Origin of the sequence: Sulfurospirillum sp. SCADC, from assembly GCF_000743525.1 — a bacterium.
In the GTDB taxonomy this organism is placed as follows: Bacteria; Campylobacterota; Campylobacteria; order Campylobacterales; family Sulfurospirillaceae; genus Sulfurospirillum.
Window position 1 is genome coordinate 90,099 of sequence record NZ_JQGK01000008.1, and the last position, 21,528, is coordinate 111,626.

The window sequence follows — 21,528 nt, forward strand, 5'->3', positions numbered from 1 at the left end:
CTTAAACCTTTTTTCGCTAAAATACCCCTAATTCTTACATGTAAACAAAAGGCATACCATGGGACAAACCATCACTGAAAAGATTTTTAGCGACCACGTGGGTCACGCTGTCAAAGCGGGCGAGATTATCAAAAGTAAAATCGACATGGTCATCGGAAACGATATTACCACGCCTATCTCGATTCGTGCGTTTGAGCAGAGTGGCGCGACCCAGCTTGCCAATCCCGATGGCTTTAGCATCGTCATGGACCACTACATTCCTGCCAAAGACATTGCCAGTGCCAATCAAGCCAAAATCAGCCGCGAATTTGCGTACAAACACGACCTTAAACACTATTTTGATGAAAAAGATATGGGCATTGAACATGCACTTTTACCCGAAAAAGGGCTCGTTGTTCCAGGCGATGTCATCATTGGTGCGGATTCACACACCTGTACCCACGGTGCTCTTGGTGCGTTTGCCACGGGCATGGGCTCTACGGACCTTGCGTTTGCAATGATTACGGGTGAAAACTGGTTTAAAGTGCCTGAATCCATCAAAGTCATCTTCAGTGGAAAGCCTAAACAACATGTGTATGGAAAAGATCTCATCCTTGAAGTGATTCGCATTTTAGGGGTAGATGGCGCGTTGTACCGCACCCTTGAGTTTACAGGCGACACCATTGCGCATCTCAGCATGGATGATCGTTTCTCTTTGTGCAACATGGCGATTGAAGCGGGTGCCAAAAGCGGTATCGTCGCGGTCGATGAAATCACCAAAGCCTTTTTGAGTGACAAAAATCTTGCACGTGAGCCAAAATTCTTCTACTCCGATGCAGATGCTTCGTATGTGCACGTCCTTCACATCGATGTCGCGAACCTTGATCCTGTCATTGCGTATCCGTTCTTACCGTCGAATGGCAAATCGATCAACGAAGCCGTCAAAGATGATTTAAGCATCGATCAAGTCTTTATCGGCAGTTGCACCAACGGACGTTTAGAAGATTTACGCATTGCGGCTAGCATCTTAAAAGGTCGCAAAGTCGCGCGCAAAACACGCCTTATCATTACGCCAGCCACGCAGAAAATTTCATTGCAAGCCCAAAAAGAGGGTTTGGTGGACATTTTTATTGAAGCAGGAGCGGTCTTTAGTAATCCAACCTGTGGTGCGTGTTTAGGCGGTTATATGGGCATTTTAGGCGAAGGGGAACGTTGTGTCTCCACGACCAATCGTAACTTTGTCGGACGCATGGGTGCACGCACAAGCGAGATCTACCTTGCCAACTCCGCCGTAGCCGCCGCAAGTGCCGTTATGGGCAAAATCAGCGATCCAAGATCATTGTAATGCCTTTGATCCCACTGCCTTTAGTCATCATCGCAGGGGGGAAAAGTTCGCGCATGGGAAGTGATAAAGCCTTGCTTCCCTTTGGCGAATTTAAAACACTCACTGAGTTCCAACTTCACAGGCTCAAACCTTACTTTTCTCGTTTACATGTAAGCGCTAAAAACAGTGAAAAATTTGCGTTTGAAGCCTCGTTTATTGACGATAATGAAAGCTTTAGTGACCATTCACCACTCGTTGCACTGCTCTCCATTTTGGAACAGTTACAAACGCCTGTATGCGTGCTCAGCGTCGATACCCCGTTTGTCACGCCTGAAATTTTTGAAATACTGTATCAAAATTTTGAAGAGGGCGATGAGGCGATTGTTGCCACTTCCCCGTGCGCTTCGCATCAACTCTGCGCGATTTATGCTCCCTCTATTGCGAAAACTATTCGCGCGCAACTTGCTAAAAATGAGCACAAAATCCGCTCCGTTCTTGGTCAAAGTCGTACCAAATTTATTTCCTTTGAATCGGATGAACCTTTTTTCAACCTCAACCATCCGGATGAATACACAAAAGCACAGGAGCTTTTATGATCGACTCACTGACCAACGTCTCTTCCCTCAATGCGTTTGAAGCCAAACTGCTTACATGTAAAAGCCCCAAGCTCTTTTTAGTCGACATCAAACAGTTTAAAAACATCAATCTTGAGTTTGGTGATGAAGGGGGAAATTTCGTATTGTGCGCATTTTCTATGACCCTTCAAAGCTTCGCCAAAGCCAAAGAGATGGATCTTTTTCGCATTCAGGATGATAAATTTGCCCTTTTACTCGACGCCCCTTTTGAACTCTCCAAAATGGAAAACCTCATCTTTGCGTTATGCGACGAGATGGAGCGTCTAAGCTTTGCGTATCAAAACCGCCATATTGAGGTCGAAGTTCATATCGGCATCAGTTTTGATCACTTTGAACCTTTAGAAAAAGCGCAAAAAGCGCTCTTAGTCGCCAAAGCGGAAAATCAACCCTTTGTCACCTACTCTGAATTTGCCAATGTTTTGATGAGTGAAAACGAAGAAGCGATGGAAGCGCTGATGAAAAGTGCGATTGAAAACGGGCAAATTGTACTTCATTTTCAAGCGATTGTCGATCGGGAACAAGAGCCTTTTTACTACGAAGCGCTTCTGCGCTTAGCCTATCATCAAACCCTGCAATCGCCCAAACTCTTTTTGAAAATCGCCAAAGAGCGCCATCTCTACGATGCACTATTTGAAAGTATCGCCTCTAAAGTAGCCCAACTCTGCGATCAAACAGGGCTTCGTCTTGCACTCAATCTCTCTTCAGAAGATCTGATCAACGAAAAACGAATGGCGTGCTTAAAAACATGCCTAGGCGGTAAAAACATCGTTTTAGAGATTCAATACGAGAAAGCTTCACCTATGAATGCGCTGAAAAGTGCTATGTGTGAGCTTAAAGAAGCAGGGTTTATCATTGCGTTGGATAATGTTGATCACATAAAGCTTCTCAACGTTTTTGAACAAGGGGCTATTGATATAGTCAAAGTCCATGGCGACCTCATTCGAAATCTTGCACTAGACACCTCTGCGCAGCTTACATGTAAAAGCCTCGTTGTTCTAGCGCAGAGTAAAAACATCCAAAGTGTGGCAACACACCTTAACGCTAAAGCTGTTGTTGAGGCTGCTCGTGCACTTGAATTTGATCTGTTTCAAGGCTATATCTTCGAGCAACCTCACTCATTGGTCTAACCTACTTATCTTGCGCGTAAACCAGCGCTTCATCGATCTTAGAGAACTCGACCACTTGGAGTCCTTTATGATCTTTCATAAAGGTTTGCGCACTACTGAGCGTTTTAAAGGGGATAAACTCTTTGCCCATTGGACCTACAACATCGCTTCCCACGACATAAAACGCTTTCATCCCATCAATCGCATCTCCTGTGTAGTAATCCGTGACCAAAAGGGTAAGCTCTGAGTCTTTGTGCTTGGTATAATTGCCCCATTTGGAAGGAGCATGGTAGAATTTCAACAGATCTTTCACGCCATCAAACGCATGCGTAACGGGTTTACCATTTTCAACATAATTCATACGTGCTGCCCATTTAGGGTATTTGTAAACAAACATTCCGCATACGGGGCATTTTTCATCTTTTTCAACGTGAATCGTTGTTTTATGCTCATGCGCTTCTAAACGTACAATTTCCCAAAGATACAGCGAAACCGCTTGAAGCTCTTGCTCATTGACCTCTCCACACACTTGTGTTTTTTTCACACTCACTTTGAGCTCCGAAATGGTGTTAAAATCATGCAAATGAATCTTCTCTTTTTCACATTTGGCATTATAAATTTTTTCACCCATCGGGTACATGCCCTTTTGCTTTTTCTTGATAAACTCGTCGACATCATTGGCTAAGGAGGCTTTGGCTTTCGCAAAAGCGGCATCAAAATTCATCACTTCGCCCCCATTTTCAGCAACAAAAGCTTTCGCATCGGCTTCCGTGCCAAACGCGAGTTTGCTCACCGTACTCATCGTTCCAGGTACTTTAGACCCGACCACATAAAAAGCACTCTTCGCATCAATGAGTTTTTCACTCTTCACATCGGTAACCAAAATTTTAGAGATTCGCGATTCAATGGCTGGATAATCTGCTGCAAGACAACGAATCGAACAGTACTGTTTTGCGGTGCCGTCTTTTAAGATAACCCCGTGCGATGTTTTATAAAACATTTTCAAACTCATGCCGCAAATGGGACAATACGCTTTTTCATCCCCTTTTTGAATCAATTCTGGCTCACCCGTCGCCATTTTATTGAACTCATCTGCGTGTAATCCCAATGCTAAAAAGATTGCGAAAAACAGCGCCCATAGGCTTTTGTGCATACCTCACTCCTTTTTGGAAAATATCGTTGAGTCTATCGCCAAAGTGTTAAATTAGTGTTAAATATCACACGAAATCGTATCATCTTTTTACCATAGAGATGCGCTATAATGTACCAAAAATTAAGGAGAAATGATGGTTAAGCATATTGTATTTTTTAAACTATCGGATAATTCAGAGGCAAACAAACGCGCTGTGAAAGAGCGTATTATGAGTATGCAAGGCAAGCTTGATTGTGTCAAACATCTTGAAGTTGGCATCAATTTTTGCACCGAAGAAAGAGCGTTTGATGTCGCCCTCATTAGTGATTTTGAGACCAAAGAGGACTTACAAACCTATGCAACCCACCCCATTCATGTCGAAGTGGTCAACTTCATCAAATCACTGGGTGCCGTCTCTAAAGTGGTTGACTACGAGTACTAAGCTTTGGCTTATGTCTTAAAACACCGAGCAAAGGTAAACGCCTTTGCTCTCTTTAATGGGCAATAAGACCTGCGATGTTTCCTTTTTGTAGACGATTCATTTTATCTGCACTAAGATTGCGTTATAATTGTGTCTTTTGAAAGGTAACGTGTGAAAAAATTATTGATATGTGCTATTCTAGTACACATTCCCTGGGTGCTCTTGGCAGGAGAGCTCACCGTTCTTGAGGATCAAGCCAAACGTGGCGATGCGAAGGCTGCGTATGAGTTAGCCAAACAATACGAGGCACAGCACAATAATGAACGTTCATTATACTGGTATAAACAAGCGGCGATTTTAAGTTTTGAAGTCAAGGCTTCTCAAAATGAAGCATTAGAAAACAGCATTGCACAACAGCATCAAAGAGCAGAGCGCACAGAAGCCATCTACAGCTCTTTCTTAACACCGTATGACGATGATGAAGAGACACAAAGTTCAGTACGCCAAATGGTGACCAAAACATTTGACATCGCTCCTTATAAGATGAACTATCTTCTGCCGATCACGTATGACACCGTCGATCACGCCAACAGAGATAATCAAGAAACCAAGTTTCAGGTCAGTTTTCAAAAAGGCTTGAGCGATAATCTTTTAGGCCTCAACGAGAGCTTTGTGGTGGCATATACCCAAACATCGTGGTGGCAAACAGCATCCGATTCATCTCCGTTTAGAGAAACCAACTATGAGCCAGAACTCTTTATGATTATGCCGCATTGGGGTACGGATAGCTTCATCAAAGCCTATCAATTGGGTATCGTCCATCAATCCAACGGACAAGGTGGCGATAAGTCGCGCTCATGGAATAGAGTCTATGCTAAAGCCTTTTTCCAAGCAGGTGGACTTGTTATTTCACCTCGTGTCTGGTACCGTTTACCAGAAGATGAAGCAACCGATGATAACCCCGACATTGATGACTATCTAGGATATGGTGATTTGGAGCTGATCTATCCGTGGAAGAAACATACTTTTAAAGTATTGGTACGCAATAACATGCACTTTGAAGAGAACAGGGGTGCTGTCCAATTTGACTGGACATTCCCTATGTGGGCAGAGAATTTATTTGGATACATTCAACTCTATAGCGGCTATTCAGAAAGTTTGATTGATTATAATAAGCGAACCGATCGTATCGGCATAGGTTTTGCGCTTTCACGCTAAGCAGGGATAAAAAGGGTAAAGAGTCCCATGCCAAGAGCGTGGGGCTTCTTTACATGTAACGCCTAGTTAAAATCTCTTGGAGATCTTCTTGGGCGCTCTTCACGAGGTCTGGCTTCATTCACTTTTAAGGTTCTTCCACCGATCTCTTTTTCATTGGTTGCTTCGATAGCAGCTAATGCTTCTGAATCATTTGGCATTTCAACAAAACCGAAACCCTTAGATCTTCCAGTTTCTCTATCACTGATGATTCTTGCACTTGATACTTCACCATACGCTGAGAACATCTCTTTAAGCTGATCTCCCGTCATCTCATACTTTACATTGCCCACGTAAATATTCATCTTGACCATACTCCTCATTTTTGAACCACCCGCGTTACCTTTTGCCCGTAACTACGTTAATTTCAGGTAACTTGAATGACTTTTCAAAATCATTGTAGCATAAAATCAAGATTTCTAGTCTGCAAGTGGATGGTTTTTCTGAATAATGAGAAAAAATGACACACTCTTATCACACGTATGACTTAAGAGAAATGGTGTTATAATAGATTTGACTTCTTTTCCACGCAGTAGAGCAGATTCAATCGCCTAACCGCTCAAGAGAAGAAATCCAGTAAAACCAAAGAGGGGCATATGAAACTCACCCATTTAGATGAAAAAGATAGACCAAAAATGGTCGATGTTAGCGATAAAATTGAGAGTTTTAGAGTTGCGATTGCTAGCGGCACGATCACGATGAGTCAGGTCGCATACGACATGATCATTTCACAGCAAACTAAAAAAGGTCCTGTACTTCAGACCGCAGTGATTGCAGCGATTTTGGGAACCAAACGCACCAGCGATCTCATCCCAATGTGTCATCCATTGATGCTCACTTCCGTGAATTGTGACGTGGAAGAGCTTCCAGACCTTCCAGGATTTAAGCTCACGGTTACTGCAAAACTCAAAGGGCAAACGGGTGTGGAGATGGAAGCGCTTACAGGGGTGAGCATTGGGCTTTTAACCATTTACGACATGTCCAAAGCCATTGATAAATCGATGGTCATCAGCGATATTCAACTCGAATCTAAAAGTGGAGGAAAAAGTGGAAACTACACCCGAACTTCAGCTTGATTACCCCTGTCATTGGGAGTACAAGCTCGTCCTTAGCGCAGAGCATAACGTCACTACAGTAGTGCAAGAGATCTTAGAGGAGCGTATTCATGAGGTGCGCAAATCTCAAAACAGCACGAAAGGCAACTACGCAAGCTATACGCTAAGCGTTCTTGTCCACAATGCGGACGATCGTAAAATGCTTTTTCATCTGCTGAAAAGTCACCAACACATCAAATTTGTACTGTAAAAGAGGTCACACCATGGAATCGACATATACCATTTTTCTAGCCACACTCAAAGAGAACAAAGGCAATGAGGATCTGTTAAAACTGATCAGCGAACTTAGCTTTGAACTCTCACGTAAAAAAGTGCAACGTCTCAAAGATGAAGCCAACATTCACAACCGCATCGGCGAGCTTTTCGAGCTTTACTGTAAAGCATTGCACGATGAAGGGCTTAAATCGCCTCGTGCCATTAGCGCCGTGATCGATGGTCTTTTAAAAGCGATCAGCCATGAAAAAGAGGCGTTTTTGTACAAATCCATCTACGAAAAAGAGCAGTTAGAGAAGAGTATTTTTTCTCAAAAACAGCACATTAGACAGACGGTTTCGGAAGCGTTTAGTGCTCTTGAAGCGCATATTTCGCATATGCAGCCCGAAACCAAAGAGAGTGCGATGAGCGCCTTGCACGATGCAAAATTGCGCGGTGTTGAGATGTTAGGCATTCTCAAAGAGACCACGCAAGAAGCGCTTCTAACAACCCTTGAAAATGGTACCGACATTGCCGATACGATTCATGAGATCACCAAAAATCTCAGCTTTCAAACCATCGCTGAGGGCGATCTGACCAAACAGCGCATTATTGATATTTCCAACACGATTATCACCGCCAGTGTCGACATCGCCGATGAAGATCAAGGGCATGCCAAAGATATTTTAGATGGTGCCATCAACGGTGTGCGCGAAGGCATTACCAAAGCGATTGATAAATTTAAAAACGACCTTAAATACGCGCCAACCGAGTCTATGGAAGGGCTTTTAGAGACCGATCTTACAGAACTTCGCAAAGAGCTTTTACGTATGGATGAGCAGTTTATCACCCTTTTGGAAGTCACCGCTTCGCACAGTGAGGGCATTTCTGCAAGCCTCATCAAAGAGATGATCAAAGAGATGAACAGCTCAACCGCCAAAATCAAACGCGCCGCTAATGATGCCAAAGAGGTGATCAGCGAGCGCATTGAACAGCTTAAAATAGAGGCGTCTGTTTTTGAAAAAACCTTCAAAAACAGAGCTGAGAAAAAACTCGAATCGCTGAAAAAAGATGTGAATAATTTTGAGAAAAAGGCATCGGAAAAAGTCGAATCGTTCAAACAATTTGAGTTTGAAAATGAGACCGCCAAACAGATGGCACAAGAGGCGAAAAAGCTAGGATTTCGTGCGTGGGAAGTGGCGAAAAACATGATGGATGGCGCAGTCAAAGGAGCCAAAGAGGCGCTTCGCAAAGACGAAAAATAACACTCCAAACCTTTTACATGTAAGGATTTTTCCTTACATGTAAAGCTTCACACTACGGCGCTTTTGGCGCTGAAAAGACAATATTTAAAACCTCATCATTACTTTTTTCATTCGCTTTGGCAATCTCTGAAACAGACTGTTTATGGGATGCTAAGATCTGATGATCGGCTAATTTTTTAGCCATCATCTCTTCATCCAACGCCACAAACGCGGCAACTTTTGAAAGCGGCGCATTGAGCATCGCACTAAAGAGTTGATTTTTAGGGAAGATGTTTTTGGCTTGCGGATTGATCAAAGGGAGGATGATAAAGGTCGCGGTGACACAAAGAGCAAACGCAATCGACACCATGGTAGAGCGTTTCTTAAAGTAAGAGAGAAAACCACTCCAATTTTTAAACAGATGCAAACAGCCAGCTATAGCAAAAGCAAACCCTAGCCAAATATGCAACGACTGAACTGAAAACATACGGATTTTAAAGTACATCAAAACACCGGTAATGGAAACAACCACAAATACGACGGTTAATACTGCACTCAACACATTTCGAGGGATGACTTTCATCTGTAACTCCTTGGGTTTGGAATTATAGATGATTTATATTAATCCTTTGTTAATTATTCAATCCCAACGGAGTGCATAAACATCACTTTATCGGCGACTAATTTGACTTTGATGTAGTGTTTTGCATCGCCCCACGTACAATCACTCACACCCACCATCGCATCGCAATGGGTCGCTTTGCCTAAAATATCGGTGACTTGCGTGTAGCTCATGCCCACTTGAATCTTGTCATAATTCTCTTTGCTTACCTTCGTGCATCCTGTAAAGATAAGCACTGCTAAGGCTATCATGATATATCGCATGCGCACTCCTTGATTCGATCTTGCGTTAGACTAGCATATTTTTTCTTTTTAGTGGCTTTGCGAAGCAAGCATAAACATTTGCACATGTTCTTTTTCAAACGTAGAGCACCGCTCGCACACCTTTTCACCGCCTTTGTAGGAAAATGCGCATTTACATGTAAGGCAGACTTGCAGATCATGACGCATTAAAATTTCGGCTCGATCATACGCGAAATCCACCAAATCCACCTCTTTTGTGATGCTTTTTATCGCCTCTTTTTTACATATCGCTTCGCAAATACCACACCCAATGCACTTGCCCATCTGAAACAGCAGCTGGGTCTGATCGGTGTTGTAACTGAGTGCTCCCGTCGGGCAAAACTGCACGCACTCTTTGCAGTTATCACACGTTTGCGAAATTTCTTTGCTATGCAAAAATGTAAAGCTATTTGCTTCGTGATGGGAGGGAAGTGTGTGTTTAAGGGCTTTTTTTAAGTGTAACAGGGGTGCTTCTGGTAAACATGCCACACATTTAGTCGGTGCAATGAAACGCTCAAAAAAGGCTCTGCGTGAGCGCTTTTCGGATACCTCTGTGGCAAAGCGGATGCGCTCATGTTTGTGCAATGTTGCCACAAAATCATTGGCTTCATCGATGCACGCACGAATCCTTTGCTCAACCACACCCCCACGATTATGCTCGCACGTTGCGCACTCCAAAAGACTACATGTAACGTTTTTCCCCTCCAATAAAAGCGCACACCACTCATCAACGCTAAATGCTCCCAAACAGGGCATTTCGCCTTTACATGTAAAGAGTGGTGAGCTCTCTTTTTTCACAAAGTCTAACGCTTTTTGCATCGAAAAACCATACAAGGAAAGTGCTTTACTAGGACACGCTCCCATGCACGCGCCACACTGTGTGCACACAGGACTCAGGTGCAATTTGCCTTGTCTAAAAACAAACGCTTCGTGCGCACACGCCTTTTGGCAGAGCGTGCACGCATTGTTGGCGTATTCATTGCGCAAACAGCTCAAGCGATCCAGTGAAAATGCCCCAACACGGTCGATGTACAGCGTTCGATCTAACATAATCCCTCATAATCCGCGATGATAAACTCCGCGCCCAACGTGCAAAGTCCCTTGTAAAAAGGAGTTTGTGCCATCTCCATCATGCTTAAAAGATACATCGGTGCCCAGTTAAGCAAATGCTTCTGCATAAATGCCCTTTGTGCCTCCACCTCTTTTTTCAAGATCAAATTTTGCATAAAGGCACACTCAAAACTCAGATGATCGGGGGCTAAAAGTTCCGATTTGGCGAGGTTCAGCTCATACCCATGCTCAAAGTAAAACTGCATCACAGGGTTTTGAAGCCCCACCAAAACCTCCTCTTTGTCTTCCAAAATGGACGATTCGATGGGCAGCGAGTGCATCACAAAGAGTGAATTAAAATCGACATTGAGCGCTTCTTCCAGCTCAGGAAAAGGCGTGGTTTCAAACCACACTTTGTGCTCTTCCATCACAAGTTCTAAAATCGCTTGATCGTTTTGAATCTCTTGAATGAGCTTCTCATCCAAAGCGCTCGCAAACATTTTGGATAAAAAAGCGTACATCTGCGCTCTGTTTTTGGCATTCACTACAAACATCCCTTAAAGAAGCTTTTTTGAGGTGGCGGAGGCGCTTTAAAGCCACTCGCGACAATCGTATCGCCCTTAAGTTCCCCCGTAATCGTCACCTCGTTCATGTTCATCGGCTCATCGAGCTTATAGCGGGGAATGGCGCCATAATCAATCGCATAGCTTTTTTGCTCATTGTGAACAAACAACACGAGTTCATCGGTTACCTTATCGCCAAACTCCCAATTTTTGAAACACTCGCCACTGCCACAGACCATGCTTTCCAAACGACAGTCTGCAAAATAGCCATTCTGTGCGCACCATTTACTCGTTAAAAACCCTTTTTTCTCGATACTTTCAGCCGATAGACCAACCGCCAAAAGTGCCATTAATAGTGCCATCTTTTTCATTTTTCCACCTCCACTTTGAGGGTTTTCATAAAGGCAACCAGATCATTCACACTTTTTTCATCCAGATGCGCAAACGGTGGCATCGTTGATGTACGCACGCCCTTTTCATCGCTTGTGTACCATAAAAAGTTTTTGTGCGCATTGAGATTATAGCCTGGCACCACGACCGCACTTGGCTCAACAATAGATTCTTTGAGGTAACTTGCATTGGCGTATCCGCCAATATTAGAGAGATTTGGCGCCATGTAATTCGGCGCATTTTTGACCGCTTTGTACTGATGGCATGCCGAACAGTTCTCCATCATGAGCGTCTCACCATTGCTCGCATCGCCTTTGACCTCATCCAAAAGGGTTAACGCTTTGACGTTAGCATCCAAACTCACCCCTACCCAAGCACTGAGTAATTTTGAGCCATCACGGTTTTTCTTCTCCCCATCCCAAAGCGCAAAAGCGACAGGAAAACTGCCCTGAAGGCTTAGGTGTTCACTTTTAAGCGGTCGCACCAAAAGCGCACTCCAGACACCTTTGTCGTATTTCATCTCCATTACAGCAGGTTCAGCATTATCACGTATCTGCGTCATCGAGCGAAAACCCTCAGAGATAAAACTGCGTTGATAATCACCACTTCCCTGCTTTGCCACCTCATTTTTGTACGAAGTAAGCTCTTTGGCAAAGGTATTTTGGTTGGAGATGTTCACTTGATGGTAAACATCGCCACCGTTATTGGGCTCATAAATTGTGCCCGTTGCTTTTTGCAGATGCACGATAACGGCGCGGTTCTCACTTCCCATTCCGATGTAGGGGAGTGTGTCATTTACGGTTGAAAACTGCACCGCAAAACCATCGCCGTACGCTGTCGTACTATCCAATGTTTGAAGACTCTTCGTCGCATCTTTCCATTGCAGTAAAAATGCGACCGATTTTCCATCGCTCAAAGTCTTTACATGTAAAACTTTGGCAAGGTTCGCTTCATTAGCTCGCATCAGTTCCGCATCGTTCATCTCGATGATCGTTTGAGGGAATACCTCAACGCTCTGAGCTTTTGCTTTTTGCCAAAGAGGAGACGTTAGGCTTACTTTGGTGAGATCCTCTTTTACATGTAAAGCATTCAAACTCTGCGCCATTAAACTAGTTAGCCCTAAGAGGCTTAAGAGAAGGAGTGTTTTCATGCGTTTGCCCCCTTTGTGAAAAACTTCATTTTAGAGGTATATTTACCACTAAGATAGCGCTCATCCACAGGCTTGATGACAGGCATTCCTTTGGACTTGGCATACTCTGCATAATAGTTATTATCGAGTCTAAACATCTCTTCATGTTTGTACGCGATGAGCAAGTCCATCAGCTCACTCTCACCTGTCTCTTTACGCTTTTTCATCTCAGCCCGAAGTATTTTTGCTGCTTCATGCACTTCTTTGCCAAAGAGTTTTTCCAACACTTCAGGAGGAATGCGCTCACTTCCTTCAATGATTTTCCCGTTAGCATCAAACTTAGGTGGTGCTTCGGTCGGCGGCACGTAGTAAACGTTTGATTCGGTTCCATAATCAGGACGCAAAGGCAGTGCCACTTTAAACTTTTTCACGAGTTTATAGACTTGCCCCTCTTCATCATCCAAAAAGCCGACAAAACGAATGCGCCCAACACACTGTTGCGCACACGCAGGTGGCAAACCTTTCTCAATACGGGGAAAACAGAGAATACACTTCTCACTTTTCGAGATGCGTGGATTGAAATAGATTTTTTTGTACGGACACCCTGCAATACAGTAGCGATACCCTTGACAACGATCCAAATCCACCAAAACAACCCCGTCTTGATCGCGTTTAAAGATGGCATCTCTTGGACAAGCACTCAAACATCCAGGATTAGAGCAGTGGTTACAAATACGCGGAATGTAAAAGAAGTAGTTATCGTTCGGGAAATCTCCAGCGCCTTCATCTTCATCCCAGTTTGGTCCCCATTTTGGATCCACATGCGGTTTAAGTTGTGCCCCACTCGCAAGCTCATCATGGTTATAATCCCAAGGCACACCATATTCACCTTGCAAGCTTGGCACAACGCCCGCTTTAAGGTCTCCCGCTTCATCAAACCCGCCACCGAGTTCTTGCCATTTTTTAGGATAGCCCTCGCCTGGGTAGGTTTCTACATTGTTCCAGTACATGTATTCACGCCCGTTGCGGTTTGTCCACTGAGTTTTGCAAGAGACAGTACAGGTCTGACAGCCGATACATTTATTAAGATCCATTACCATGGCTAATTGACGTTGTGACATACATAATTCCTTTTTCTCATCATTTATGATGTAGCTTTAGTGCCATAGCGGCTAGCGTAGGTTTTTGGTGCTTTGCCCAAAAGCCGTGTTCAAATACTTTTTTCAAAATTGACCGCGCCATCATAGGCGTATTGATTACCATCCCAAAGTCCTCCAAACTTCAAGTGCCCCCAGCCATCCGCCATCTCCAAAAGATTGAGTGAGGTTGGCACTACTTCATTATGCCCTCGTTTATTTTTGTACATGTAAGGCTCCCATCCATCTTCTAAAACAATACCATCGGGTGGACACGAAGAGCTGAGTTTTGCCATCGCATAAAACTCTCCAATGGCGTTAAAGATGCGAATCGAATCACCGTCTTTAATTCCCTTCATTTTAGCCACCTCACGATTCACTTGAATCGCAGGAACACCTCTTTGTAAACGAAGTAAGGTACGGCTTGTTTTATAGTTGGAGTGAATGCTCCATCTTGCATGCGGTGTTAACATGGCAAACGGATGGGCTTTAGTATCGGGACGAATGCCTTGCATACCTGTGTTGGTTTGTGCTCCCATCTTGATGTACATGTCATGATCCACATAAAACGTTTGGCGACCGCTGAGTGTCTCTAAACGTTGAAATTTAAAGAGATGATCTTCGTTGGAGTTAAACGGACGATCTGCATACAATGGCGAGCTTTTCGCCGCTTTTTCATTCAGCTGTAAAAAGCCTCCTGTTTTGTACATCTTCTCAATCGTCCACGGCTCATACTGCACACAATTCGCAAGAGCCGCTTCCACCGCTTGCTTGTCCGTGCCTAAAAGTGGCTCCATCTCAGAGCGACTCTCTTCATCGCTGTTCGTAAACTCTTGATGCACGATGCTAAGATCATGGAAGCCCTCTTTGGCATAGCGTTTGTCATCTTTGACTTTGGCTTTTTCTTTATTCTCTGGCTTATTGGCGATCTCTTCAAGCTTTTTGGTAATGAGGGAGAACATACTCCACTCATCCATCGATTCACCCACAGGCTTAAGATTTTTTGCTGGTTGCGCTAGATTGGTAAAGCGGTGATACCCGGGGCTACTTCGTATATCCCACACCTCATAGTGGCTTTTTGCAGGAAGTAAGATGTCAGCATACACTGCTGCTTCACTCATACGGGTATCGACATACGCAAAGTATTTGGTTTTTTTCAAAAAGGCTTCTTTATAATCATTGCCTTTGTTGCGTCTAAACTTTGAATCGGCAACGATGAGTGCAATTTCAGGCGTCCAGTGTGGTTTCACCCCTTTTTCTTTGCCATCTTTGCCTTTTTCAAGCAGCAATGAAACAACCTTCATATACTCCTCTTTACTCATCCCATTTTGCGCTCTACGAACGTCTGCATCGCTAAAATACTTCTCAAACGTTTTCATCCCATCACCCAAGATAAACTCACCCACAAAGCCTGAGCCAAAACGTGCGGTGTATTTGCCACTAAAGCCGCTTAACGCCTCTAGACCGCTCAGTTGGAACTCATTTTCGGTATTGAGCCCTCCATACGGTCCCATGCGACCTGTTAAACCACAGATAGAGGCGATATTCCAGATAGACATCATGCCATTAAAGTATTTGTTCAAACTAAAGCCTGTGGTGATCTCCACGACTTTTGGCAAAGCTATGTCACGGGCTAGTTGACGTACCGTGTCTGGATGCACACCCGTTTGTGCTTGCGTGATTTCTGGGCTGAAGCGTGCAGTGCTTCGCTTTAACATCTCAAACACCGTGGTCACTTTCACTTTTTCACCACTTAAAAGCGTTACTTCAAATTCACCCTCTAACAGTGGTTCAATGCCAAAGTCGCTTAGGCGCAGTGTTTTATGTTCACTGCCTTCGCTTCCAGGCATAATGGCAGGCGCATTGGTTTTGGCATTCCATGCGAAAAATTGCTCATCAAAACTATGATGCTCTTTTTCGTCTTTTGCTTTTTCCATCTCTGAGCGTCGCAATAGTTTCTTGTTGTCAACTCTTACTAAAAACGGAAGATCGGTATAAGTTTTCGCAAAAGCTGGTTTGTACATTTTTGCATTTAAAATCTCATAGATAACGCTCATCGCAAGGATATTGTCGCTTCCCGCTTTGATTGGTATCCATAGATCAGCCGCACGTGCGCTGGCATTAAACTCAGGGGTAATAACGATGATTTTCGCACCATTGTATTTGCCTTCCCACACAAAGTGCGCATCAGGGATACGTGAGACCGAAGGATTACCACCCCAAAAGACGGCGGTATTGACCGTGTACATAAAGTCATACGTACAGCCGAGATTTCCCTCTCCATAGGCAATTGCCGCACCGCTAAACATATCTCCAAGATAAGACGCTGGGTAAATTCTCACCGCACCAAGTTGCGTTGAAAGTCTTAAGGGACCTCCTCGCCTGCCCTCGGTTAAAAGACCCGTTCCTGCATGTACCATTAACTTCTCAGGACCTTTTTTAGGGTCAACCATCACATCCCAAATTTTTTGTGCGACTTCAGTGGATGCTTCATCCCAACTGATGCGTTTCCATTTTCCCTCGCCTCTTTTACCCATACGCTTCATCGGATAAAGCAATCGGTCTTTCTCATACATGATCTGAGAATGTTGAACACCTTTGTTACATCCTCTTGGGTTAAAATCGGGCACTTTAGCGTTGATGGATGGGTAGCGTGAAGATTGGTTTTCACGGGTGACCACTCCGTTATTGGACCAAATTTCCCATGAACAGTTACCTTGGCAGTTCACGCAGTGGTACGCAAAACCATGCTCCTCTTTTTTGCCATATGTAAAACCAAACTCATTGCGGTACATATTTTCAGTATAACTTGCGTTGGGGTAGTTCTCTTTTGCATTTTCGATTTTAGTAACGCCTGTTTTTGCAAACGCATACCCCTCTCCTGCGATCATCGCTGCGGTTGCGCTGGAGATTTTTAAAAAGTCTCTTCTCTTTAGCATACGTTTCTCCTCTATCTTCGTATCGGTAAGTTCATATCATTTGCCCACTCATCCCAACTTCCTGTATATACTTTTACATTGGGGTAACCTAGAAGTTCAAGCGCTGTGATAATATGTGAGCTTCGACCCGCTCCCACATGGCAATACGCATAAATGGTTTTATCTTTGGTAATGCCATTTTGCTCAAAAACAGCTTGCATTTTTTCCAACTCTTTAAACGAGAGCTTTTTATCCATATCGGTGACGTTTTTCCACTCAATGAACGTCGCTCCAGGTATATGCCCACCACGGGCGACATTATCCATCTTGCGCTCACCCATAATCTCTTCAAAGCCACGTGCATCGATGATCGCAAAAGAAGATTTTTGCCCTTTTTGTATCAAATCTTCTACCGCTTTGAGCAACTCATCTTTCCCAGCAATGTACTGATAGTTTACTTTTTTAAGGTCAATCGTATAGTGCTTTGAAGCACCCTTAACCTCCGCTCCTTTTTGCACAATAAGTTTTTTCTCTTGCGCTTTGAGCTCAGATGTAAGCTTTTCAACTAAAGCTTTATCATCTTTTGCCTCTTTGATTTGCGCTTTAATGCCATCGTAAATCTTCTGCTCAGGATCCGCCGCCATCATTGCCGCACGCCCACCATTGAGAATTTTCACCTTTTCATGCCCAAAGCTCTTAAAAAAGGCATAAACACCCGTAGCATTGGGTCCTTTAAAGTCATCATAGGCAATGACCAAAGTATCATTATCGATTCCCTTGCTTCCAATGTAATGCTCAGCCTCCTCTTTACACATAAAAAGCGGCGCACACTCCATCTTGCCTGTAATGTTTGAATGATGTAAATGATGCGCATACATCTCAACAGAGCCTTTAATATGCCCTGTCGCGTAAATGTCTTCATCATCACCCGTGACAAACATCACTTTCTCTTTCCCGATCAACTTCATCGCATCTTCCGCTGAAATCAAGATGTCACTTGATGTAGCATACAGCGTTGATGTAACGAGTAAGCCCAAGAGAATACCTCGTAACCGTCCCATACAAACTCCTTCTTGTAGCATTTTTACACATCAATAGAGGCACAAATAGCTAGTTAAGAGACAATTTTTCACCACCAAATGCTTTAAAAAGCCCATCAATAGCTGAAGTGTTACTTTATATCCTAGTTATTTACTCGATTTTAGTCTGCCTTTACTTAACGCGATGTAAAATAAAAGAAGTATGATTAATTTGTTACATAATTGTAACTTAACTAAAGGAAAGCGATGCAATACCCTCAAGAACCCTTCTACACGTCAAAACATCTCCTTTCACTCTGGCAGTGTGGATGTTACATTCATACGCAAAATCTCATTACACTGGGTTCGGAACTGGGTATGGAACTTCCCTTTAAAAAACGCTCTTCCCTCTTGCAAACACTGCTTTTACATGTAAAAGAGACCCACCAAGAACCAGCGTTTTTCTCTTTGATGAACAACCTTTTAGACCACAAAGCACAAACCTTGCATGAAAATATCATGCACTATCCCAAAACAGCCCGTTTTATGCAGCCATGGCTTCAAAAAATAGAAAAAACCAAGCATCTTTTAACCAGAGAATTTGCTTTACATGTAAAGGAAAGACATGAATAAGATCAAACGCCCCTATGGCTCTACCCAAACGCCCAATAACCGAGCACCGTATGCCAAAAAAGTGATCGCCATCAGCAGTGGCAAAGGGGGTGTGGGCAAAAGCACCCTTGCCGCCAATCTCGCCGTTGGGCTCGCGCAAAGTGGTTTACATGTAGGAGTGTTGGATGCTGATATTTACGGACCTAGCATTCCACGGCTTTTAGGCGTTGAAACTGAAAAACTGCGATGGAATGATGACAATAAAATGATTCCCAGTGAAAATTTTGGCATTAAAGTGATGAGTGTGGGTCTTACAACACCCAAAAGCGATACCCCACTCGTGTGGCGAAGCTCCGTGGCAGTAAGCGCTTTAATGCAGTTTTTAGAAGATGTCGCATGGGGAGAGCTGGATGTTTTGGTGATCGATATGCCTCCAGGAACGGGCGATGTGCAACTTACCATGGCACAAGAACTTCCACTCAGCGGCGTGATACTTGTCACAACGCCTCAAATGATCGCAACCGATGATGTCAGCCGCGCCATCGTGATGTTTCAAGACATTCACGTCCCAATTCTTGGAGTTGTGGAAAATATGAGCTATTTCATCGCCCCAGATACGGGGAAACGTTACGATATTTTTGGAAGTGGCGGAGCAGTAAAACTGTGCAATACCTATCAAATCCCACTTTTAGGACAAATCCCGCTTAAAAGCGATATTTTAAACCTAAGCGACCAAGGTAAAATTCCCATGGCTTTGGGTGAAGCAACAACAAAAGAGATCTATGGAAGTATTGTAAAAAAAGTAAGAGAGGCCATGTGACCTCTCTTCTAAAGCGTTAAATTAGTATCTGTATCGTAAAGAAGCACGAACATTTTGAGCTGTTTTAACCGCACCTGTTACAGTATCAACATCTTGTGGCGTACCCGTCCATCCAAAGAATGTATCGCTACCTGTATAGTCATAATCAATGTAGATATAACTCAACTGTGCTGTCAAGTTTTTACCAACAATGGGTAAGATATAGTAAAGTTCATACGCATCACCACGTGCTGCAAGTTTGGAACCGACTAAAGTATCTTCGCCATACGTAAAGCTTCTCCAGTATTTGCTACCATGGTTATACTCAACGCCAAGTCTTTGACCTTTCATAATACCTGGAACTTGCACACCTGTGAAAATTGATGAACCTGTTTCGCTGTCATTACTTCCTAACATGCCGTTATAGCCTGTTGGCCATACTTTTGACACATCATTCGGATCTGTTTTACTAAAGGCATAAGAGAGAAAGAAAACACTGTCATCCAAAAAGTCACTAATACCATCACCGATACCATTGACTTGCAACCCTAATGAACCACCTGTCAAATCTCCAACATCACTAAATACAATATTACCAGTTCCACCGTATGTGATTGGATTAATATCCATCACATTCCAAGCTTGGAAGTAATTTGCCATGACTTTATATTGACCATTATCATAAATTTGCCAAATAAGTCCTACTAAATCCATATCTGGAGTCTCGCCATCATCACTATAACTTGGGCTAAAGCCGCCGCTACTATTCATAGAATACGAACCTGTTGTTTCAGAAAAACCTCTACCTAAGCAGAGTTTTAAGTACATTCCTGAAATACCGGTAACTTTATCTATATCAAATTTAAAGCTTGCACCATCAAACTCCATATTGATATTATGGCTAGTAGGTGAAGCTGGGCTTTCATTATCATTTCTTAGGTTTGCCAAAAAGCCATCAACAGACGGACGACGACCAAAAGAAGCTGCATAAGGAACATCACCCATATTACCTGTATAAATGAAATATGCCTCTCTTAATTTAATTGTGCTGTCACTTGGCTTCTGAGTGCCAAACCAATCGAAACTTTGAAACATACTGCTTGATTCCATATTATTTTGACCAAATGCTTTATAAGCTCCTAAAGATCCTCTAAAGACTAAATTATCTGCAGGTTGAGAGGCCATACCGAGAATTAACTTATTAGTCCAAATGCCATTATCTTGGTCTGGCGCATTATTCAGTTTATAATCAACAACATCATAGGCTGTTCTAAAATCAACTGTCCACTTGATGTTATCCCCAGCATCATGCGCTTTGATCTCAGATACTTGAGCTTTTAGGGCATCAATATTGATTTTTGATTGAGCATTTTTGAGCTCGGCCATTTGCACTTTGAGTGCTTCAATCTCCTGCTTTAGTGAATCATCAGCGCCAAACGCTGAAGAGAGTGCTGCTCCGATGAGTAGCGGTGCGATGAGTTTTTTCATCTTTTTTTTACCTTTTCTAAGTAAGAATTATTTAACACAACTAGCAAGACGGAACGTTGCCGCTATCGCTCGCAAACTCAATACAGAAATCTCTAATATCTGGCATAAATTTCTCAAATTTCTCGCCTTTTAGAAACGCATCTAATCCCGGAAACTTTTTGGAGTATTCAGCAATAAATTTCTCGCCTTTTCCATCAAAAAGTGTTTTCCACTCTGCTTGAGTATGTTGTGTTGCAAATTTTGCTCCATTCATACCTGAACCATCTTTCATATATTTAAGATAGTACTTTTGTCCTTTTGCCGCATCTGCAAAAGCAGAAGTGCTCATCATGCCCAATACCAAGAAAGCTGAAACAAGTAAACCGAAGACTTTTTTCATCATTTCTCCTTTTCAAATTTTAGATATGGAGTCATCATAACAAAAGTAAAATAAATTTTAATTTAAAAAGACGATTATGGAGACAAATAAGTAAATATTATGTTTACTTTTTTTACTTTTCTGAACAAGATAGGCTTAAAGCTGAAAGATAAGGCATTTTATAGTAAATTTTATTTAACTTTTATAAATGCTTTTCAGATCATTTGAGTCTGATCTGAAAAGCGCGGAGTCACTTTAGAAGAAAATTAACACGAAGGAACGTTACCACTATCACTTGCAAACTCAATACAAAAATCTCTAATATCTGGCATAAATTTCTCAAATTTATCGCCTTTTAGAAACGCATCAAGCGTAGGAAACTTTGCAGAATACTCTGCAATAAACTTTTCAGCTTTTCCATCAAAGAGAGCTTTCCACTCCGCTTGAGTGTGTTGCGCAGCAAATTTTGCCCCATTCATACCTGAGTCATTCTTCATGTACTTCAGGTAGTACTTTTGCCCTTTAGCGGCATCAGCAAGTGCATTTGTACTCAAAAGCCCTACAATAAAGAAGGCTGAGACGAGTAACCCAATCAATTTTTTCATTTTGGATCCTTTTAGTTAAGTTTAGGAAAATATAGTAACGCAAAGAGACTAAAAGGTAATTGAAGAAATCAAACTTATAATATTAATAATAATTATAATAAGGCTAAATGATATGTTTAACAACAATGAGTATCTAGGACATAAGCGGGGATATAG

24 protein-coding genes are annotated in these 21,528 nt (G+C 42.9%); 10 read left to right on the plus strand and 14 right to left on the minus strand.

Annotated features, from left to right (window positions below; genetic code table 11):
- Positions 1 to 58: 58 nt before the first annotated feature.
- From leuC to JU57_RS06805, 3 genes are read left to right on the plus strand one after another with little or no spacing between them, the layout of a single operon-like run.
- Positions 59 to 1,324, plus strand: a complete 1,266-nt coding sequence (gene leuC / locus JU57_RS06795; protein ID WP_037958713.1) for a 3-isopropylmalate dehydratase large subunit — start codon at positions 59 to 61, stop codon at positions 1,322 to 1,324.
- A complete protein-coding gene (locus JU57_RS06800; protein WP_037958715.1) occupies positions 1,324 to 1,899 on the plus strand; it encodes a molybdenum cofactor guanylyltransferase in 576 nt (191 codons plus the stop codon). Before leuC ends, JU57_RS06800 begins: the two co-directional genes overlap by 1 nt.
- Positions 1,896 to 3,065: a GGDEF domain-containing protein gene (locus tag JU57_RS06805; protein WP_037958718.1), complete on the plus strand. Its 1,170-nt coding sequence runs from the start codon at positions 1,896 to 1,898 to the stop codon at positions 3,063 to 3,065. The genes JU57_RS06800 and JU57_RS06805 overlap by 4 nt, the downstream gene beginning before the upstream one ends.
- Before the next feature lies 1 nt (position 3,066).
- Here JU57_RS06805 and JU57_RS06810 read toward each other — a convergent pair whose 3' ends face one another.
- On the minus strand, positions 3,067 to 4,197 hold the full coding sequence (locus JU57_RS06810) for a nitrous oxide reductase accessory protein NosL (protein ID WP_037958721.1): 1,131 nt from the start codon (positions 4,195 to 4,197) through the stop codon (positions 3,067 to 3,069).
- 133 nt (positions 4,198 to 4,330) lie between these two features.
- Here JU57_RS06810 and JU57_RS06815 point away from each other — a divergent pair, with 133 nt between their 5' ends.
- Positions 4,331 to 4,618, plus strand: a complete 288-nt coding sequence (locus tag JU57_RS06815) for a Dabb family protein (RefSeq protein WP_037958724.1) — start codon at positions 4,331 to 4,333, stop codon at positions 4,616 to 4,618.
- 150 nt (positions 4,619 to 4,768) lie between these two features.
- Complete coding sequence (locus JU57_RS06820) at positions 4,769 to 5,815, plus strand: phospholipase A (RefSeq protein ID WP_294876418.1); 1,047 nt, start codon at positions 4,769 to 4,771, stop codon at positions 5,813 to 5,815.
- 62 nt (positions 5,816 to 5,877) lie between these two features.
- Here the strand turns inward: JU57_RS06820 and JU57_RS06825 are convergent, their stop codons facing one another.
- On the minus strand, positions 5,878 to 6,156 hold the full coding sequence (locus tag JU57_RS06825; protein ID WP_025346286.1) for an RNA-binding protein: 279 nt from the start codon (positions 6,154 to 6,156) through the stop codon (positions 5,878 to 5,880).
- 291 nt (positions 6,157 to 6,447) lie between these two features.
- Between JU57_RS06825 and moaC the strand changes: the two genes are divergently transcribed.
- From moaC to JU57_RS06840, 3 genes are read left to right on the plus strand one after another with little or no spacing between them, the layout of a single operon-like run.
- Positions 6,448 to 6,927, plus strand: a complete 480-nt coding sequence (moaC, locus tag JU57_RS06830; protein WP_037958727.1) for a cyclic pyranopterin monophosphate synthase MoaC — start codon at positions 6,448 to 6,450, stop codon at positions 6,925 to 6,927.
- Positions 6,899 to 7,156: a DUF493 domain-containing protein gene (locus JU57_RS06835; RefSeq protein WP_051906683.1), complete on the plus strand. Its 258-nt coding sequence runs from the start codon at positions 6,899 to 6,901 to the stop codon at positions 7,154 to 7,156. Before moaC ends, JU57_RS06835 begins: the two co-directional genes overlap by 29 nt.
- Before the next feature lie 13 nt (positions 7,157 to 7,169).
- A complete protein-coding gene (locus tag JU57_RS06840) occupies positions 7,170 to 8,423 on the plus strand; it encodes a DUF6781 family protein (RefSeq protein ID WP_037958734.1) in 1,254 nt (417 codons plus the stop codon).
- A 52-nt stretch (positions 8,424 to 8,475) separates the two neighbouring features.
- On the opposite strand, the gene JU57_RS06845 is transcribed toward JU57_RS06840, so the two are convergent.
- From JU57_RS06845 to JU57_RS06885, 9 genes are all read right to left on the minus strand, one after another.
- On the minus strand, positions 8,476 to 8,985 hold the full coding sequence (locus JU57_RS06845) for a DUF4405 domain-containing protein (RefSeq protein WP_037958737.1): 510 nt from the start codon (positions 8,983 to 8,985) through the stop codon (positions 8,476 to 8,478).
- 53 nt (positions 8,986 to 9,038) lie between these two features.
- Positions 9,039 to 9,287 (minus strand): outer membrane protein assembly factor BamE, encoded by a 249-nt coding sequence (gene bamE, locus JU57_RS06850; RefSeq protein WP_037958740.1) that lies wholly within the window; start codon positions 9,285 to 9,287, stop codon positions 9,039 to 9,041.
- Between the two features lie 48 nt (positions 9,288 to 9,335).
- Complete coding sequence (locus JU57_RS06855) at positions 9,336 to 10,355, minus strand: 4Fe-4S binding protein (RefSeq protein WP_037958743.1); 1,020 nt, start codon at positions 10,353 to 10,355, stop codon at positions 9,336 to 9,338.
- Positions 10,349 to 10,900, minus strand: coding sequence for a molecular chaperone TorD family protein (locus JU57_RS06860; protein ID WP_037958746.1), 552 nt, complete (start codon positions 10,898 to 10,900; stop codon positions 10,349 to 10,351). Before JU57_RS06860 ends, JU57_RS06855 begins: the two co-directional genes overlap by 7 nt.
- Positions 10,900 to 11,289 (minus strand): hypothetical protein, encoded by a 390-nt coding sequence (locus JU57_RS06865; RefSeq protein WP_037958748.1) that lies wholly within the window; start codon positions 11,287 to 11,289, stop codon positions 10,900 to 10,902. Before JU57_RS06865 ends, JU57_RS06860 begins: the two co-directional genes overlap by 1 nt.
- Positions 11,286 to 12,458: an ethylbenzene dehydrogenase-related protein gene (locus tag JU57_RS06870; RefSeq protein WP_037958751.1), complete on the minus strand. Its 1,173-nt coding sequence runs from the start codon at positions 12,456 to 12,458 to the stop codon at positions 11,286 to 11,288. Before JU57_RS06870 ends, JU57_RS06865 begins: the two co-directional genes overlap by 4 nt.
- Positions 12,455 to 13,558, minus strand: a complete 1,104-nt coding sequence (locus tag JU57_RS06875) for a DMSO reductase family iron-sulfur subunit (RefSeq protein WP_037958754.1) — start codon at positions 13,556 to 13,558, stop codon at positions 12,455 to 12,457. The genes JU57_RS06870 and JU57_RS06875 overlap by 4 nt, the downstream gene beginning before the upstream one ends.
- An 89-nt stretch (positions 13,559 to 13,647) precedes the next feature.
- Positions 13,648 to 16,512, minus strand: a complete 2,865-nt coding sequence (locus JU57_RS06880; protein ID WP_037958757.1) for a molybdopterin-dependent oxidoreductase — start codon at positions 16,510 to 16,512, stop codon at positions 13,648 to 13,650.
- Between the two features lie 11 nt (positions 16,513 to 16,523).
- Positions 16,524 to 17,552 carry a rhodanese-like domain-containing protein gene (locus JU57_RS06885; RefSeq protein ID WP_037958759.1) on the minus strand — a complete coding sequence of 343 codons (1,029 nt, stop codon included), beginning with the start codon at positions 17,550 to 17,552 and terminating at the stop codon, positions 16,524 to 16,526.
- A gap of 225 nt (positions 17,553 to 17,777) precedes the next feature.
- Here JU57_RS06885 and JU57_RS06890 point away from each other — a divergent pair, with 225 nt between their 5' ends.
- On the plus strand, positions 17,778 to 18,143 hold the full coding sequence (locus tag JU57_RS06890; protein WP_037958761.1) for a hypothetical protein: 366 nt from the start codon (positions 17,778 to 17,780) through the stop codon (positions 18,141 to 18,143).
- Positions 18,136 to 18,942 (plus strand): Mrp/NBP35 family ATP-binding protein, encoded by an 807-nt coding sequence (locus tag JU57_RS06895; protein ID WP_051906685.1) that lies wholly within the window; start codon positions 18,136 to 18,138, stop codon positions 18,940 to 18,942. Before JU57_RS06890 ends, JU57_RS06895 begins: the two co-directional genes overlap by 8 nt.
- Before the next feature lie 21 nt (positions 18,943 to 18,963).
- Here the strand turns inward: JU57_RS06895 and JU57_RS06900 are convergent, their stop codons facing one another.
- The 3 genes from JU57_RS06900 to JU57_RS06910 all read right to left on the minus strand — a co-directional run bounded on the left by JU57_RS06900 (position 18,964) and on the right by JU57_RS06910 (position 21,372).
- A complete protein-coding gene (locus tag JU57_RS06900) occupies positions 18,964 to 20,409 on the minus strand; it encodes a DUF3373 family protein (RefSeq protein ID WP_037958763.1) in 1,446 nt (481 codons plus the stop codon).
- Between the two features lie 40 nt (positions 20,410 to 20,449).
- The gene (locus JU57_RS06905) at positions 20,450 to 20,788 is read right to left on the minus strand and encodes a hypothetical protein (RefSeq protein ID WP_051906687.1); all 339 of its coding nucleotides are present in this window, start codon (positions 20,786 to 20,788) and stop codon (positions 20,450 to 20,452) included.
- Positions 20,789 to 21,033: 245 nt separating this feature from the next.
- The gene (locus JU57_RS06910) at positions 21,034 to 21,372 is read right to left on the minus strand and encodes a hypothetical protein (RefSeq protein WP_037958767.1); all 339 of its coding nucleotides are present in this window, start codon (positions 21,370 to 21,372) and stop codon (positions 21,034 to 21,036) included.
- Between the last annotated feature and the right edge of the window lie 156 nt (positions 21,373 to 21,528).

What these genes read in the sequence shown, in the direction of transcription:
- JU57_RS06865 (WP_037958748.1), bottom strand. Translation starts at nt 11,289, where the DNA reads ATGAAAAAGATGGCACTATTAATGGCACTTTTGGCGGTTGGTCTATCG.
- JU57_RS06805 (WP_037958718.1), top strand. Translation starts at nt 1,896, where the DNA reads ATGATCGACTCACTGACCAACGTCTCTTCCCTCAATGCGTTTGAAGCC.
- leuC (WP_037958713.1), top strand. Translation starts at nt 59, where the DNA reads ATGGGACAAACCATCACTGAAAAGATTTTTAGCGACCACGTGGGTCAC.
- JU57_RS06905 (WP_051906687.1), bottom strand. Translation starts at nt 20,788, where the DNA reads ATGAAAAAAGTCTTCGGTTTACTTGTTTCAGCTTTCTTGGTATTGGGC.
- JU57_RS06855 (WP_037958743.1), bottom strand. Translation starts at nt 10,355, where the DNA reads ATGTTAGATCGAACGCTGTACATCGACCGTGTTGGGGCATTTTCACTG.
- JU57_RS06900 (WP_037958763.1), bottom strand. Translation starts at nt 20,409, where the DNA reads ATGAAAAAACTCATCGCACCGCTACTCATCGGAGCAGCACTCTCTTCA.
- JU57_RS06870 (WP_037958751.1), bottom strand. Translation starts at nt 12,458, where the DNA reads ATGAAAACACTCCTTCTCTTAAGCCTCTTAGGGCTAACTAGTTTAATG.
- JU57_RS06890 (WP_037958761.1), top strand. Translation starts at nt 17,778, where the DNA reads ATGCAATACCCTCAAGAACCCTTCTACACGTCAAAACATCTCCTTTCA.
- JU57_RS06800 (WP_037958715.1), top strand. Translation starts at nt 1,324, where the DNA reads ATGCCTTTGATCCCACTGCCTTTAGTCATCATCGCAGGGGGGAAAAGT.
- JU57_RS06810 (WP_037958721.1), bottom strand. Translation starts at nt 4,197, where the DNA reads ATGCACAAAAGCCTATGGGCGCTGTTTTTCGCAATCTTTTTAGCATTG.
- JU57_RS06845 (WP_037958737.1), bottom strand. Translation starts at nt 8,985, where the DNA reads ATGAAAGTCATCCCTCGAAATGTGTTGAGTGCAGTATTAACCGTCGTA.
- JU57_RS06895 (WP_051906685.1), top strand. Translation starts at nt 18,136, where the DNA reads ATGAATAAGATCAAACGCCCCTATGGCTCTACCCAAACGCCCAATAAC.
- JU57_RS06910 (WP_037958767.1), bottom strand. Translation starts at nt 21,372, where the DNA reads ATGAAAAAATTGATTGGGTTACTCGTCTCAGCCTTCTTTATTGTAGGG.
- bamE (WP_037958740.1), bottom strand. Translation starts at nt 9,287, where the DNA reads ATGCGATATATCATGATAGCCTTAGCAGTGCTTATCTTTACAGGATGC.
- JU57_RS06885 (WP_037958759.1), bottom strand. Translation starts at nt 17,552, where the DNA reads ATGGGACGGTTACGAGGTATTCTCTTGGGCTTACTCGTTACATCAACG.
- moaC (WP_037958727.1), top strand. Translation starts at nt 6,448, where the DNA reads ATGAAACTCACCCATTTAGATGAAAAAGATAGACCAAAAATGGTCGAT.
- JU57_RS06840 (WP_037958734.1), top strand. Translation starts at nt 7,170, where the DNA reads ATGGAATCGACATATACCATTTTTCTAGCCACACTCAAAGAGAACAAA.
- JU57_RS06825 (WP_025346286.1), bottom strand. Translation starts at nt 6,156, where the DNA reads ATGAATATTTACGTGGGCAATGTAAAGTATGAGATGACGGGAGATCAG.
- JU57_RS06880 (WP_037958757.1), bottom strand. Translation starts at nt 16,512, where the DNA reads ATGCTAAAGAGAAGAGACTTTTTAAAAATCTCCAGCGCAACCGCAGCG.
- JU57_RS06875 (WP_037958754.1), bottom strand. Translation starts at nt 13,558, where the DNA reads ATGTCACAACGTCAATTAGCCATGGTAATGGATCTTAATAAATGTATC.
- JU57_RS06815 (WP_037958724.1), top strand. Translation starts at nt 4,331, where the DNA reads ATGGTTAAGCATATTGTATTTTTTAAACTATCGGATAATTCAGAGGCA.